Here is a 14,849-nt window from a genome sequence, read left to right on the forward strand (position 1 = left end):
TCTTTTCATTTAACGCACCTTTTTTATCAGGCATTAATAAAAGATCTTTCTATCCTTAACAAGTATTAGTCTTTCTTCATTCATTTTTTTAACGGTACGGATTACAGTTTCTACACGCAGTCCCGTCAAATTTGCAATTTGCTGTCTTGTCAAGGGAAAAGAGTATGAAAACTGTCCTTCCACAGACGCAGATCTTTTATAATAATCCAGAAGAGCCAGTATTTTAGGGATCGGTTCGTTTGCTGAGTTACCAAAAAGCATGGTGTATTTATAAAACAATCTATCTGATAGATACCCTAAAAGTCTGAATACAATACTTTTATTTTCATCCAGAAGCTGTAAAAATTGTGTTTTTGGTAAATACAGTATGGAACATTCATCTTTTGCTACAGCGTTCATTGGATAATGATTCCCTCCAAACAGAAGTGATTCACCGATACTTTGACCTGCTGATAGAATATTTAAGGTAAATTCCTTTCCATCTTCATGATAGTTATTGAGCTCTACAGTTCCTTTACTGATCTGCAGATATGCCGTGGGGCTAGCATCACGGCTAAAAATTGTTTCTTTTGCAGCGTAATGGTGAAAAATAGCACCGTATTTAATTAGTAAATTCTCATCAATTACCATGAATAATAAACTTTTTGACAATTAACACTCCATTTCTACCTAAGCCGCCAGCATGAGAATACAAATATTAGACCGATAAAGGGAATGCAAATTCAGCTAGATTTTAAGAAATTCTGATAAGGTATTATTTATTGTATAATAACAAATTTCAAAAACAAATTCATTGAACAATTGTTTATAAGATGCGCTAATAAAATACGTGGTCTATTGATCTTTCGACTGATCTGAAAGATCATTCCGAAATTAATCGAACTTATATTTTTTACATTTATGAACGGGCTTATTTTTGACGATGTCACAATTCAGATTGGTGGTACTGCACAATTTTTATTCGATCCTGAGATTGGGCAAAAATCCGTACCTGCAATTATTGAATTTCGCGGAGGTGAAAAAGCATATGCTGAAATTTCCGAAGTCCATGTAAATAGAATAGTAATTAAAGTTGGTGAATACTCCGCGGGACCGCAGGAAAAGCTTCCCGGGGGAAGTTGGTTTTTGCAATATAATAAGAAGAATGACAATTGGAGAATAGTCAAAAAACTCTAATCGAAATAAACAGTTAGAATGCAGTATCTTGGTCGGTTTAGGGCTTTTCTTGGAAAACTGACTATTAAAATTTGAGCTAGCTTTATTGACCATGTTATGAGGCGTAATTTTTAATATCTTTCCTCTATAAATTAACTATAATACAGTCCCCTTGCGCATTGGGTTTTGCGATTTTCCTCTTCGAGTTTGGTCAGCCGTAAGGCTGGCATTAACTCATGCTTGTGTACTTATAGCCTTTTCAGGCATTTGCATTGGCCAATTTAAAAACGGGGTCTTTTAGCCACCATAAAGATACCCGGCCTTTACGCAAAAAATTGTTATGGTTTAAGTTTCGCTATGCGTTCCATTTCTTTTTGGTGATACCGTATCCTGGCATCTAGTTTGGCTGGTTCGTAGATCACCTGTAGTGCCGGATTATAAGGGGTTAAGTCTTTTAGGATATTCCATACAACAACGGATATTTTTCGTGCGATAGCGATCAGGGCCTTTTTCGAGGATTTTCTTATACTTAGACGGTTGAATTTGTCTTTAAAATAGGAGCCTTTACAGCGGCTTGCCGCCCAGGCAACCTGTACCAGTATTGGCTTGAGATATCTGTTTCCTTTAGTGATTGCTGTACTTTTATATTTCCCTGCGCTTTCATCATTCTTTGGTCGTAATCCGACCCATCCGCTCAGTTTACCGCTGTTTTCAAAAACTTTCATGTCTGCGCCGGTCTCGGCGATGATCACAGCGGAACTGATACGGCTAACGCAGGGAATCGTCTTTAGCAAGGCACTCTGCCGTGGAAAATCACGCAGGCAGATAGCTTCAATCTTTTCTATATACTCAGCAGACTGCTTGATCAACAGGTCGTATTCAACTTTTGCCATCTGCAGGTTGAAGCGGTGGTGCTCCTTCATGCAGCCGGTTAGTGCTGCTGCCAGCTTTCCGTTTTCTTTGTTCTTCTTACTGGCATAGACCAGTTTGCTTAAACGTACGGCATCACGCTCCCCGGCTATCAGGGCATCAATGACACTCAGCATACTTTTCCCTCCGATATCACTCACAAGACTACCCAAACGGATTCCGGCCTGTACGAGGATATTGTCCATTTTGGTAAGCATACGGACTATCCGCTGCTGCAACTTGCTATAGGAACGGGTGTAGCTCCTGAGTTCCTGTATTCGCTCACCGGGCACAAAACTCCCGCGAAGCATATCTTTGTGAAGTAGCTGGGCAATCCACTGTGCATCCTTTACATCGCTTTTGCGGCCGGGCAGCTGTTTGATTAAAAAGGGATTCACCAGCATCAGATCAAAGCCCATTTCAGAGAGAATATTCCAGACCGGGATCCAGTAAATACTGGTACTCTCCATCGCTACTCGGAGAACACCCGCAGCCTTCAAGTAGGCTCCCAACTGTCGAATGCCCGTACTGAAGGTTTCGAAAACCTCCACATCCGAATAATGCTTCCCATTAAATACCGCACAAAAAATACTATCTTTATGCACGTCAAGTCCTGCTGTTTTCATATAACTTTTTTTTTCAACATAAAGATAAGCAGCGGGACTTGCTTTGATTGCGATAGCTCTCGCCAATTTTTATCCGCTTGTGTGTAATCGGAAAATTAAATGTAAATTTAATACAATTGATACTGGGACAAACCAATAAAAAATAAACCTATGTCAAAAGAAAGGAATGACTCAAAAATTCTGAGATTTTTTAAAAAATTAGGTCCCGGGCTGATCACGGGTGCCAGTGACGACGATCCTTCAGGAATTGAAACCTATTCACAGGCAGGTGCACAATTTGGACTTTCTACGTTGTGGACCGCTCTGCTTACTTTCCCGCTAATGGCAGCCATACAGGGTATGTGTGCGAGGATCGGTCTTGTAACATGCGAAGGGCTTACAGTGACACTAAAAAAACATTACTCAAAACCTATCCTTTATAGCATGCTACTTTTTAGTTTTCCTGCAATTACCCTCAATATCGGAGCCGATATACAGGGAATGGGAGCGGTAGCAAATATGATATGTCCTAACATACCGATATCAGTTTTTTGTATTATTATCACCGCTCTGCTTCTTTTTATCATCATAAATTATTCGTATCAGAAAATATCAATGATCCTGAAATGGCTATGTCTAAGTTTATTATTATATATAATCGTACCTTTTATGGTCGGTCAGGACTGGCTTTTGGTTGCAAAAAAAACCTTTATACCCACGATAAAATTTGATAAAGAATTTCTTTCCATCATAGTAGCAATTCTTGGGACCACAATTTCTCCTTACTTATTCTTTTGGCAGACTACAATGGAGGCAGAAGACCAGGCCCACAAAGGTGCAATAGTAGTGGACAAGCAAATATTAAGTGAAATGAAAACCGATGTAAATTTGGGAATGCTCCTGTCCAATATGGTTATGTTCTTTATGATTCTTACTACGGGAACCGTACTCTTTAATGGAGGAATTCATAAGATCGACACAGTGGATCAGGCTGCCAAAGCACTTGAACCGTTGGCTGGAAAGCTGACTTATTTCATTTTTGCTACCGGAGTACTGGGAACGGGAATGCTTGCAATTCCGGTTCTTGCAGGCTCACAATCTTATATGCTCGCTGAAACTTTCGGCTGGAAGGCGGGTTTAGATAAAAAATTCTCTCAGGCAAAACCTTTCTATGGTTCTATTATAGTTTCCCTTCTCGTAGGGCTCTCACTTGACTTTTTTGGTGTAAGCCCTATTAAGGCACTGCTTTACACAGCAATTGTATATGGATTGACAGCTCCGGTCATGATCGCAGTCATCATGCATATCGCAAATAATAAAAAGATAATGGGCAAGCATACAAACACGAGGCTTTCCAATATTCTGGGAACGATGACTTTTATATTGATGACGGCAGCAGCTGTAGGCCTAATATACTTTATGTTTTAAACATTTTTAAAAAGAAAAGCTAGACAATCTTTGTTAAATGGAAAATCAGCTAGAAATTGAAACGAAAATATTAAAGATACTTACCAATAAATATAAAAAAGATGGTGGCAATAATGGGGTTGAATTTACTGCCTTAGACCACATTCTAAATTTAAGCATACAGGATAGAAATGAATTTCTTTTTCAAATGGCAAAAGAAAAAAAGTTTTTGACCTATCCTTTTGCTAAATAATTTAGTTTTCTTATCTTTAGGTGATTAAATTTAGGTATGGTAGGCAATAAAGAAAAAGAGTTGAGTTTGTTCGATTTTCAGTCGCAATTTAGCAGTGATGCTGATTGTTTAGCTTATTTATCGGCTTTGAAATGGCAAGATGGTTACAAATGTAAGAAATGTGGTTACGGGAGTTTTTGCAAGGGAATAAAAGAGCATGACCGTCAGTGCAATCGCTGCCGTTATTTGGAATCTCCTACAGCGGGCACCCTATTCCATAAGGTTAAGTTTCCTTTAGTTAAAGCCTTTTACGCAGTATACTTCATAAGTACAAACAAAAAGGGTATTGCCAGTACCGAGCTTGGCAGGAAGTTAGGGATCAAGCAAAAAGTAGCATGGTTATTCAAACGCAAAGTGATGAAAGCGATGGAGAGCAGCGGTAAATTTCCTTTGCGTGGAGTTGTGGAAGTTGACGAAACATTTGTTGGCGGTCAGGATGAAAATTCCAAAGGACGTAAAAAAGGAAAGAAGAAGCTTGTGGTGGTTGCTATAGAAAAGAAAGGCAACGGAGTTTCGCGCTTTTACGCCAAGGTGATAGACAAAGCCGATGCGATCAACTTAGGTAGCTTCATGAAGCAAAACATAGAGCCACAGGCTAAGGTGACCACCGACAAATGGACAGGTTATAATGGATAGATGATCCCTTTCTCAGGCCGCCTATAAAAGGAAAAAAGGGACAGCTAAAGATCTTCGCAGATTGAAAAATAGGGGTCAATATCGAAATGATGAAAAAAGCTATGCTTGTACCACAGAAATCCAATCCTAAAATTTATTTAGGACACATATGATATTGCATATAAAAGGTAATTTATCTAAGTTTGATTTATCATGTTAAGCAATTATTTAAAGCTTCAGTATACTTTACTGTCTCGGCATATTCGGGCTACAGGACTGCCTGTTTGGCTCGCCTTTCTCCTGTTGTTTGGATTATGTTATTTTGCTTATTATGCTTTGGTTCAATACCCGCTTTTTGGTTGTTATGCACTACTGCTTTGCAATTTTCAAGCACTATTTTTGCTCACAGAAAAAAACAGAAATGATTTTCTCAAAAACACATACAGTAAACGAGATTTTCACAAGATCAGAATAGTTGAGAATGGGCTATTAACGCTGCCGTCCTTCGTCATTCTTCTCCTCCACAGCCAATGGCACTATGCGTTGTTATTGGATACTTTGGCTGTTGTTTTTGCATTTTTGACATTTGCGGCTTTCGGAAAATCTATTCCGACACCTTTCGTAAAAAAACCTTTTGAATTTATCATCGGGTTCCGACGGAGCTACTTGCTTTTGCTTGTATTGTATCTATTGGCTGGAATCGGTTTTTATGTCGCCAATTCCAATCTTGTTTTATTTTGCGTCGTATGCGTTGCGCTCACCTGCGTTTTCTATTATCAATTGCCGGAGCCTATTTTTTACCTCTGGAATCACCATCATACACCAACAGTCTTTCTGATGCGAAAGTTTAAAAGGGGAATTTTACAGTGTCTGCTCTTGGTACTGCCCCTTCTTTTTCTGTATGTTGTCATCTTTCCATCGGATTTATTTAATGCCTGTATTGTATTGGGCGGAATATTACTTTTACTTTCTTTTGCAATCACATTGAAATACGTCGCTTACCCACGGGAGATCAATTTCCCCGAAGGCTTTGCTTTGGCACTTTGTTTTAGCTTTTACCCTTTGATTCTAGCGCTCTTACCTTTTTATTATATCAAAGCAATCAACAATCTAAAAAATCACTTATGATCGAGCTTACGAATATCAATAAGTCCTTTGGACAGCATCAAGTACTCCACGAGGTTACTTACCTCTTTGATAGCGGAAAAGTATATGGTATCGTCGGTGAAAATGGCGCTGGAAAGACAACGCTGTTTCGTTGTATTGCTGGACTAGAAACCGCCTCGGGAAGTTTAAAATCTGATTTAGAACCGCTGAAAAACAATTTAGGTTACCTCACCTCGGATCCGTATTTTCTTTCAAAGCTCACCGGCGAAGAGTATATTTATCTGCTGACCGATGCACGCGGTAAACAGATCAAAAACCTCAGTGAGAGAAATATTTTCGAGTTGCCCTTAAAGGAGTATGCGAGCGCCTATTCCACGGGAATGAAAAAAAAACTAGCCCTGACAGCTACTTTACTTCAGGACAATAATTATTATATCCTTGACGAACCTTTTAATGGCATCGATCTACAAAGCAGCATTATTCTTACGGAGATTATTCTTCGTTTAAAAGCGATGGGTAAAACGATCCTGATTTCGTCCCATATCTTTTCCACGCTAAAAGATACCTGCGATGAAATCTTGGTACTCGAAAATGGCAGAATTAGTAAATCTGTAAAAAAAGAGCAGTTCGGCGACTTTGAAGAGGAAATGAAAGAAAAAATACTACAAAAAGATATCGAAAAATTGTGGCTTTAGCATGCCGTAACACTTGAGATAAACACTATGGAAAAACACTTACCTATACTGGAAACTGAACGTTTAATTATCCGTCCAATACAGATGGATGATGCAGCTTATTTTTTCGCAATGGATTCACAGCCGGAGGTTCATACCTTTCTGAATAACGAACCTGTTCAATCTATTGAAGAAATGAAAAAAGCCATCGCGCATATTCAGCAACAATATGAAAAATACGCGGTATAGGCCGTCTAGGGGTCATTGAGAAATCAAGCAATCAATGGATTGGCTGGACGGGATTTAAGTATATTGACGAATTGGAGAACGGACGTATTGGATTTTTAGACCTTGGTTATCGTTTCAGAACGGAATCTTGGGGAAAAGGCTATGCGACAGAAGCCGCACTAGCCTGCATGCAATATTACAGCGAACAGCTGCCCCATTTTGAAGTACATGCCATCACGCATACAGCAAACCTGGGATCAAGGCATGTCTTGGAAAAAGTAGGATTTCAGGTAACTGAAGAATTTCATTTCGATCTATGGAATATTCCCTGTTATTGGTATAATCTAGCCATTGACCAATCAACAAACTAATTATATTAGTTTTAAAAACTAATTTTTTTAACTTTTCATAGTTTCACTGGGATAAAACAAAATGGTTTTGTATTTTTACACGTTCGAATAAAATATTATTTCGAACATTTCTGTATTGTACAATTTAATCTATTGCTGAGTAAATGAGTGACGAAACGAACTTCCCAACGGAAGATAATCAAGAAGAACTGGGATCAGGAAAAACAGAAAACGGAAGTCAGACGATACCTTTATCAGGACTATACGAAAACTGGTTTTTGGACTATGCATCCTATGTTATCTTGGACAGAGCCGTTCCACATATCAATGACGGTTTGAAACCCGTACAACGTCGTATCCTCCATTCCTTGAAGGAAATGGATGATGGACGATATAATAAAGCTGCCAACGTCATTGGTAACACGATGAAATATCACCCACATGGTGATGCTTCTATCGGTGATGCCATGGTACAATTGGGCCAAAAGGATCTCCTGATTGACTGTCAAGGTAACTGGGGCTTCCCAATTACGGGCGACTCTGCTGCTGCTCCACGGTACATCGAGGGAAGATTATCCAAATTTGCAAATGACGTTGTCTTCAATCCCGAAACAACTGAGTGGCAATTGAGTTACGATGGACGGAATCGCGAACCTGTCACACTTCCGGTAAAATTCCCATTATTATTGGCTCAAGGTGCCGAAGGTATTGCTGTTGGTTTAGCAACCAAGATTATGCCGCACAATTTCATTGAGTTAATTGACGGATCTATTCAGGTATTACACGGTGAACGTCCGAATATCTTCCCAGATTTCCCTACGGGTGGTATGGCCGACGTTTCAAATTATAATGAGGGTCAACGTGGCGGTAAAATCCGTGTACGTGCGAAAATTGAAGAACGCGACAAAAAGACGCTCGCAATTACAGAAATTCCATTTGGAACCACGACGGGCGGTCTGATTGAAAGTGTGGTCACAGCAAACGATAAGGGAAAAATTAAGATCAAAAAAATCGAGGACAATACAGCAGGAAATGTAGAGATCATTGTGCATTTGGCTCCTGGAATTTCTCCTGATGTAACGATTGATGCCTTATATGCCTTTACCGCCTGTGAAGTCTCTATCTCACCTAATACCTGTGTCATCAAGGATGAGAAACCTCACTTTATGAGCGTCAATGATATTCTCATCGAGAATACCATAAACACTAAAAACTTATTGAAAAGAGAGTTGGAGATCCGTTTGAACGATCTTCAGGAAAAAATCTTCTTCAGTAGTTTATTAAAAATATTTATCCAGGAAGGGATGTACAAACATCCGGATTATGAAAATGCAGGCGACTTTGAGGTCGTGGTGCAGGTTCTAAATCGCTTGTTCGAACCTTTCTTCGATCAATTTTATCGTGAGATACGACCAGAAGATTACAAAAAATTGATCGATAAACCAATGAGTAGTATTACACGTTTCGACGTTAAAAAAGCGGACGAAATGATGAAAACACTCGAAAATGAGATCAAGGAAGTCAAGCGTCATCTACGTCAATTGACAGAATATGCCATTGCATGGTTTGAGAAATTGCGTGAGAAATATAGTAAAGACCGCGAGCGTAAAACCGAACTGCGTATATTCGATAAAGTAGAAGCGACCCAAGTTGCCCTAGCAAATGCCAAACTATATGTCAATCGTGAGGAAGGATTTATTGGCTCAGGCATGAAGAAAGATGAGTTTGTATGCGACTGCTCGGATATCGATGACATTATTGTATTCCGCGAAGATGGCAAATATGTTGTTAGTAAAATCCAGGATAAAGTATTCGTTGGAAAAGGAATTATCCACGTTGCTGTTTTCAAAAAAGGTGATGAACGTACAATCTATAACGCCATCTATAAAGAAGGTGAAACTGGTACCAGTTACATCAAACGTTTCTCTGTGGTAGGTGTCACTCGGGATAAGGAATATGATGTATCCAAAGGATCCAAAGGGTCTAAAATCCTATATTTCACAGCCAATCCAAACGGTGAAGCAGAGATCGTTAATATACAGCTTAAACCGCACACAAAATTGCGCAAGTTGAATTTTGACATGGACTTTGCCGAGATTGCAATCAAGGGCCGTGCTTCACAAGGAAACATTGTATCAAAATATCCCGTCAAAAAAATCAGCTTTAAAAGCTCTGGTGTCTCCACACTGGCAGGACGAAAAATATGGTACGATACCATCATGAAACGTCTAAATGCAGATGAACGTGGCCAATACCTTGGCGAGTTTGACGGCGACGACAAGATATTAGTGGTTCTTTCGGATGGTAGTTACGAATTGTCAAACTTTGATCTGAGCAACCACTTCGACGAGAAAATGATCCGGATCGAAAAATACCACCCGGACCATATCTATACAGTTGTGCATCAGGACGGCAAGAGCGGAACGTACTTTGTCAAACGTTTTAAATTTGACGATCAACCTATTGGAAAACGCATTTCCTTTATTAATGAAGATGCAGGATCTAAATTGGTATTGATGAGTAATGCGGCTGAACCGATGGTCAAATTGGAGATTTTAAAAGGTAAATCCCAAACGGAAGAAACTCTTGATCAGCCTTTGACTGAAATTATTGACGTAAAAGGAATAAAAGCACAAGGAAACCGCCTGTCTTTCCATACCGTAAAATCGGTTACGCTAACAACGGCGGATGAAGATTTAAGTCAAAAAGGTAAAGAAAAAGCAGCCGAAACGAGTACTGATACCACAGAAACAACGGTTGATAGTACCATAACGGCGGTGGACAGTTCCGTGAAGGAGAAGGAGGTAGAGTCAACCGATAAAAATGACGATATCAAATTGGAAATCACTAATCCAAATGACATCCAAATCGACGATAAAGGACAGATGGAAATGTTCTAACTCGTATTCCATACACAAAAAAGGCTCGAATAAATATTCGAGCCTTTTTTGTGTAGGATACAACACCTTAAGTATTGTCCTTTAAGCTTTAAATTCTTTTAGGAATTTTTGAAGTTTTGGAGCAATGACTACTGAACAAAATGGATTTTCAGGATGATCATTAAAATAATTATGATGATAATCTTCTGCTAACCAAAATGTCACAGCTGGTTCTACCGTTGTGACAATAGCGTCCTCATAAACATCCTCATTTTCCAATTCGTCGATAAAATTCTGCGCTAAGATCTCCTGTTCTTCATTATGATAAAAAACAACTGATCTATACTGCGTCCCCACATCGTTACCTTGACGGTTTAATGTCGTCGGGTTATGTGTCTTAAAAAAGATTTTCAATAGGTCTTCATAGTTCACCAGCTCTTCGTCATATTCTAGCTCGACAACCTCAACATGATCAGTTGTACCTGTACAGACCTGCTCATAAGTTGGCTTATCTACATGCCCTCCCATATAACCAGGCAATACCGATGTTACCCCTTCAGTGTTTTGGAAAATAACTTCTGTACACCAAAAACATCCTCCTCCAAATGTTGCTTTCATACTTTTATAATCTTGCGTATTTTAATCTTACTTTTTCAAACACTATAGCCGATTTAGTAGCCACAGCGAAAAATGTTTAGACAAATATAATTATTAATCGGCAATGAGATACACTACTACCAGTGCGAAAAATGGAAGTTTACGTTTCATTTACCACATGAGAGCGCCCCCCTCATACCCATACACCCCTATTTTAATATTAATAGTAGTGTTTTCCTTTAATCAATAAATCTTGTTGTTTACTATCACAAACCGCATAGGAAAAACCTTGTTGTAGCGCATAGGCACCATATTCGCCTTTTTTATTTATTGCTAAGAATCCTACTTGAATTTCCTTCGCAATTGCAGGTTTCTTCTTCACGATACGCATAACAGCTTCCTTACAGGCATCTTCCGGAGAATAACCCTGACGCATCAATTCGACAACTAAAAAACTACCTACATTCCGTATGACTTCTTCACCAACTCCGGTCGATGTAGCTCCGCCCACTTCATTATCGACATAAAGTCCGGCTCCAATAATAGGGCTATCTCCTACCCGACCATGCATCTTGAAAGCCATACCACTGGTTGTACAAGCTCCGGAAATATTCCCATTGGCATCCAATGCCAACATACCGATCGTATCGTGGTTATATTGGTTTCCCGGCAAACGTTCTGCTGCAAAAGATTGGTTTTCAATATTGGCTACAGGTTTGTATTTTTTCTCCTTCAACCATTCCTTCCACGCTTTTTCACCTTCTGGGGTCAGTAGATTTTCTTCCTTAAAACCATTTTCCAAGGCAAATTGCAATGCGCCTTCGCCTACCAGCATCACGTGGGGTGTTTTTTCCATGACCATCCGCGCTACTGATATTGGATGTCCAATTTTTTCCATTCCAGCAACAGCACCACAGTTACCATCCGCATCCATGATACAAGCATCAAGTGTGACGTGACCATCGCGATCTGGATAACCACCTTTACCAACTGTCATATTTTTGAGATCGGCCTCGGGCACACGCACACCTTGTTCCACCGCGTCCAATGCCTTGCCTCCTTTGGACAATATTTCCCAAGCGGCTTTATTTGCTGAAATCCCAAAGTCCCAAGTTGAAATTACAATAGGATATTTTTTAACACTGCCCTTTGCTGCAATCGTCAATCCTTTCGCATCAAATGCTGTCAATGTCCCCATTGCCGTCGCAGCAATCAAACCTTGCCTAATAAAATCACGTCTTGAACTCATTTCCTTATTAATATTTTATAAAACTATCGCTATTGATTAATTCGGCAAAAAACAATCCTTAAAATTGCCTTCAGTCTACCGAACACAAAAAATTTTCATCATTGACTGCAAAAAGACATCGCTTTCTTTCTAGTGTATTACACGATCTTACGTCACATCTGCCCCAATCTACTTCATCGATATACGCCGGAAAATGCTATTCTACATTTTTACAGCTTCGTGTTAAACTGAAGAAGGATATTGACTTTACAATCAATAAGCAATATTACAAAATGGTTTTAGCAATTAGATAATTTAATTAAAATTAAACCCAAACATTCGTTTTTTAGCAAAAAAACATCAAAATCACTTAAAAATCGACAATAAAAATTGACTTATATTATGAATTAATCCTATCTTTAGAAACAAACTAATTCGCATGAAAAACACTCTTAAATTTGCTATTTTAGCTTATGCAAGCCTTATAGGTGTTGAAAGCAGTCAGGCGCAGCAGCTAGATTCCACGACTTATTTCAAGATCAAAGATTTGCAAGAAAACGTAAAACGTGAATTCGCTCCCGATAAAAGAACCAAGATCGTGGCCATCCAGAAAGCGGATATAGCACAGAACCAATATGTGCTTGAAACAACTGAAAAAGATGCTAAGTTCGTTTTGGAGCAAAAGGCAAAAGATATATCAGCCAATATTCAAGTACAGCTCTTGCCTGATGCAAGTGTAGGTGAAAAAACTACTGGAGTCATCAGGCTCTCCGTTGCAAATATGCGCACATTTCCAGATAATGCTGCGGAGCTAACCAGCCAGGTTTTATTGGGAACGCAAGTGGATCTTCTGCAAAAAAAGAGCGGCGACTATCGCGTGCGCACCCCCGATGGTTATATAGCATGGGTACCTACTTCGTCCATTGAAGCGATGGACAAAACCATGCTGGCCAATTGGCGACAAGCAGAAAAAGTTATCTATACAGCGGAGTTTGGAAAATCCTATTCTGAACCCAATGAAAAAAGCCAACGAGTGTCTGATCTCGTATATGGCGACATCCTTCAGTTAAAAGGACAGAAAGGCAATTTTTATGAAATAGCATATCCGGATGGACGTTTAGGTTATATTAAAAAATCAGAAAGTCTAACCTTAAAAAATTGGTTTGAAACGCGCCAGCCTACAGCGGAAAATATTATCGCCAGTGCAAAAACAATGTTAGGCCTGCCCTATTTATGGGGGGGGACATCGGTGAAAGGTGTAGACTGCAGCGGTTTTACCAAAACAAGTTTTTTCATGAACGGCTTCGTAATTCCGAGAGATGCATCGCAACAAGTACTCGCAGGTGAAAAAATCGACATTTTAGATCAAGAAGGACATTTCGACCCTGAGAAAGCACTCAAGAATCTAAAACCGGCAGACTTACTGTTCTTTGCGGCAGGCAAAAACAGCAATCCTAATGCGCGTGTAACACATGTTGCACTCTATATCGGCAATGGAACTTTTATTCACGCTGCCGGATTGGTCCGGATCAACAGTATGCTTAAGGACGCTGCAAACTACGATGATTTCCAAACGCGGACTGTAGTTGCTGCCCGTCGTTACCTTGGCGCACGGGATAGCGCAATACAGAAGGTCGTTGAAAGCAATTATTACAACAATAAATAAACATAGTGATGAGCAATCAATCTGAATGGATTAGTAAAGATTTTGGAACCTTTAAATTGAGGTTTAGACCTTACACGCTAACTTTGCGCCATGTCTTCACTGTAGCTTCATTTAGTCGAAGCACAACACCGGTTGTATTGACCGAACTAGAGTATGACGGCATTGTCGGTTATGGTGAAGCGAGTATGCCACCCTATCTAGGCGAATCGCAGGAAAGTGTCTTATCATTCCTTAATCAGATCGATCTGACAGGCTTCAACTCTCCTTTTCAAACTGAGGAGATTCTCCATTATATCGATCAGCTTGCATTGAAAAATACCGCAGCAAAAGCCGCTATTGATATTGCATTACATGATATATTAGGGAAGATAATGAATCAACCTTATTATAAAATATGGGGATTAAATCCGGATCTTATCCCTCCGACATCCTATACTATTGGGATTGATACGGAAGAAATGATCCGTAAAAAGGTAGCGGAAGCGGATCAATTTAAAATTTTGAAAGTAAAGCTGGGTCTCGATACGGATAAAATGATCATCGATACTATCCGTCAGGTTACCGATCGACCATTGTGTGCCGATGTCAATCAAGGTTGGAAAACACGTGAAGAGGCTCTCGAAATGGCACATTGGCTTGCAGAAAGAAATGTTTCTTTCTTGGAACAGCCAATGCCTAAGGAGCAGATAGACGACAATGCATGGCTTACTGAGCATAGCCCTATCCCAACTATTGCCGACGAAGGATGTCAACGTCTTGTGGATGTCCCCGCATTAAAGGGTGTGTATTCGGGTATCAACATCAAATTGATGAAATGTACTGGCATGCGGGAGGCCAAACGTATGGCTGAGCTTGCGCGTTCTCTGGAAATGAAAGTTATGATCGGTTGCATGACCGAAACATCCTGTGCAATCAGTGCAGCAGCACAACTCGCTCCCCTAACAGACTGGGCTGATTTAGATGGTGCTTTATTGATCGGAAATGACATTTATGACGGTATGACCGTTGTCAATGGCAATTGCCTTCTTCCCGACCGTCCTGGAATTGGAATTTTAAGGAAATAACCCTATATTCAGTGCAATGTTTTTTTCTTAAAAAAAAGATTGCACTGAATTGCTTTCGCAAGTTTGACCAACA

The 14,849-nt window shown here is 39.7% G+C and carries 15 protein-coding genes; 11 read left to right on the top strand and 4 right to left on the bottom strand.

The window, feature by feature from the left end:
- Window positions 1-33 precede the first annotated feature (33 nt).
- Window positions 34-630: a Crp/Fnr family transcriptional regulator gene (locus AACH28_RS08245; protein ID WP_341832695.1), complete on the bottom strand. Its 597-nt coding sequence runs from the start codon at window positions 628-630 to the stop codon at window positions 34-36.
- A gap of 270 nt (window positions 631-900) precedes the next feature.
- On the opposite strand from AACH28_RS08245, the gene AACH28_RS08250 reads away from it, so the two are divergent.
- Complete coding sequence (locus AACH28_RS08250; RefSeq protein WP_312353088.1) at window positions 901-1,176, top strand: hypothetical protein; 276 nt, start codon at window positions 901-903, stop codon at window positions 1,174-1,176.
- A 317-nt stretch (window positions 1,177-1,493) separates the two neighbouring features.
- On the opposite strand, the gene AACH28_RS08255 is transcribed toward AACH28_RS08250, so the two are convergent.
- Window positions 1,494-2,690 (bottom strand): IS110 family transposase, encoded by a 1,197-nt coding sequence (locus AACH28_RS08255; RefSeq protein ID WP_341832696.1) that lies wholly within the window; start codon window positions 2,688-2,690, stop codon window positions 1,494-1,496.
- A gap of 150 nt (window positions 2,691-2,840) precedes the next feature.
- Between AACH28_RS08255 and AACH28_RS08260 the strand changes: the two genes are divergently transcribed.
- From AACH28_RS08260 to AACH28_RS08295, 8 genes are all read left to right on the top strand, one after another.
- Window positions 2,841-4,097 carry a divalent metal cation transporter gene (locus AACH28_RS08260; RefSeq protein ID WP_341832697.1) on the top strand — a complete coding sequence of 419 codons (1,257 nt, stop codon included), beginning with the start codon at window positions 2,841-2,843 and terminating at the stop codon, window positions 4,095-4,097.
- Between the two features lie 37 nt (window positions 4,098-4,134).
- Window positions 4,135-4,329: a hypothetical protein gene (locus tag AACH28_RS08265; protein WP_341832698.1), complete on the top strand. Its 195-nt coding sequence runs from the start codon at window positions 4,135-4,137 to the stop codon at window positions 4,327-4,329.
- A gap of 36 nt (window positions 4,330-4,365) precedes the next feature.
- Window positions 4,366-5,004, top strand: a complete 639-nt coding sequence (locus AACH28_RS08270; protein ID WP_341832699.1) for an IS1595 family transposase — start codon at window positions 4,366-4,368, stop codon at window positions 5,002-5,004.
- Between the two features lie 192 nt (window positions 5,005-5,196).
- Window positions 5,197-6,111: a hypothetical protein gene (locus tag AACH28_RS08275; protein ID WP_286851946.1), complete on the top strand. Its 915-nt coding sequence runs from the start codon at window positions 5,197-5,199 to the stop codon at window positions 6,109-6,111.
- Entirely contained in the window at window positions 6,108-6,785 is a 678-nt protein-coding gene (locus AACH28_RS08280) for an ATP-binding cassette domain-containing protein (protein WP_286851944.1), read from the top strand. The genes AACH28_RS08275 and AACH28_RS08280 overlap by 4 nt, the downstream gene beginning before the upstream one ends.
- Before the next feature lie 27 nt (window positions 6,786-6,812).
- Window positions 6,813-7,013 (top strand): GNAT family N-acetyltransferase, encoded by a 201-nt coding sequence (locus AACH28_RS08285; RefSeq protein WP_341832700.1) that lies wholly within the window; start codon window positions 6,813-6,815, stop codon window positions 7,011-7,013.
- Window positions 7,010-7,363: a GNAT family N-acetyltransferase gene (locus AACH28_RS08290; protein WP_341833109.1), complete on the top strand. Its 354-nt coding sequence runs from the start codon at window positions 7,010-7,012 to the stop codon at window positions 7,361-7,363. Before AACH28_RS08285 ends, AACH28_RS08290 begins: the two co-directional genes overlap by 4 nt.
- A 143-nt stretch (window positions 7,364-7,506) precedes the next feature.
- Window positions 7,507-10,242, top strand: coding sequence for a DNA gyrase/topoisomerase IV subunit A (locus AACH28_RS08295; RefSeq protein ID WP_341832701.1), 2,736 nt, complete (start codon window positions 7,507-7,509; stop codon window positions 10,240-10,242).
- A gap of 81 nt (window positions 10,243-10,323) precedes the next feature.
- On the opposite strand, the gene msrA is transcribed toward AACH28_RS08295, so the two are convergent.
- The gene (gene msrA / locus AACH28_RS08300; protein WP_083663801.1) at window positions 10,324-10,839 is read right to left on the bottom strand and encodes a peptide-methionine (S)-S-oxide reductase MsrA; all 516 of its coding nucleotides are present in this window, start codon (window positions 10,837-10,839) and stop codon (window positions 10,324-10,326) included.
- A 199-nt stretch (window positions 10,840-11,038) separates the two neighbouring features.
- Window positions 11,039-12,067 carry a N(4)-(beta-N-acetylglucosaminyl)-L-asparaginase gene (locus tag AACH28_RS08305; RefSeq protein WP_341832702.1) on the bottom strand — a complete coding sequence of 343 codons (1,029 nt, stop codon included), beginning with the start codon at window positions 12,065-12,067 and terminating at the stop codon, window positions 11,039-11,041.
- A gap of 418 nt (window positions 12,068-12,485) precedes the next feature.
- Here AACH28_RS08305 and AACH28_RS08310 point away from each other — a divergent pair, with 418 nt between their 5' ends.
- A complete protein-coding gene (locus tag AACH28_RS08310; protein ID WP_341832703.1) occupies window positions 12,486-13,712 on the top strand; it encodes an NlpC/P60 family protein in 1,227 nt (408 codons plus the stop codon).
- An 8-nt stretch (window positions 13,713-13,720) separates the two neighbouring features.
- Entirely contained in the window at window positions 13,721-14,776 is a 1,056-nt protein-coding gene (locus AACH28_RS08315; protein WP_201639510.1) for a dipeptide epimerase, read from the top strand.
- Window positions 14,777-14,849: the final 73 nt, after the last annotated feature.

It is taken from the genome of Sphingobacterium thalpophilum, from assembly GCF_038396785.1.
In the GTDB taxonomy this organism is placed as follows: domain Bacteria; phylum Bacteroidota; class Bacteroidia; order Sphingobacteriales; family Sphingobacteriaceae; genus Sphingobacterium; species Sphingobacterium thalpophilum_A.

Coding starts and splice junctions, on each gene's coding strand:
- AACH28_RS08280 (WP_286851944.1), top strand. CDS start 6,108: ATGATCGAGCTTACGAATATCAATAAGTCCTTTGGACAGCATCAAGTA.
- AACH28_RS08260 (WP_341832697.1), top strand. CDS start 2,841: ATGTCAAAAGAAAGGAATGACTCAAAAATTCTGAGATTTTTTAAAAAA.
- AACH28_RS08270 (WP_341832699.1), top strand. CDS start 4,366: ATGGTAGGCAATAAAGAAAAAGAGTTGAGTTTGTTCGATTTTCAGTCG.
- AACH28_RS08315 (WP_201639510.1), top strand. CDS start 13,721: ATGAGCAATCAATCTGAATGGATTAGTAAAGATTTTGGAACCTTTAAA.
- AACH28_RS08250 (WP_312353088.1), top strand. CDS start 901: ATGAACGGGCTTATTTTTGACGATGTCACAATTCAGATTGGTGGTACT.
- AACH28_RS08265 (WP_341832698.1), top strand. CDS start 4,135: ATGGAAAATCAGCTAGAAATTGAAACGAAAATATTAAAGATACTTACC.
- msrA (WP_083663801.1), bottom strand. CDS start 10,839: ATGAAAGCAACATTTGGAGGAGGATGTTTTTGGTGTACAGAAGTTATT.
- AACH28_RS08245 (WP_341832695.1), bottom strand. CDS start 630: ATGGTAATTGATGAGAATTTACTAATTAAATACGGTGCTATTTTTCAC.
- AACH28_RS08285 (WP_341832700.1), top strand. CDS start 6,813: ATGGAAAAACACTTACCTATACTGGAAACTGAACGTTTAATTATCCGT.
- AACH28_RS08305 (WP_341832702.1), bottom strand. CDS start 12,067: ATGAGTTCAAGACGTGATTTTATTAGGCAAGGTTTGATTGCTGCGACG.
- AACH28_RS08275 (WP_286851946.1), top strand. CDS start 5,197: ATGTTAAGCAATTATTTAAAGCTTCAGTATACTTTACTGTCTCGGCAT.
- AACH28_RS08310 (WP_341832703.1), top strand. CDS start 12,486: ATGAAAAACACTCTTAAATTTGCTATTTTAGCTTATGCAAGCCTTATA.
- AACH28_RS08295 (WP_341832701.1), top strand. CDS start 7,507: ATGAGTGACGAAACGAACTTCCCAACGGAAGATAATCAAGAAGAACTG.
- AACH28_RS08255 (WP_341832696.1), bottom strand. CDS start 2,690: ATGAAAACAGCAGGACTTGACGTGCATAAAGATAGTATTTTTTGTGCG.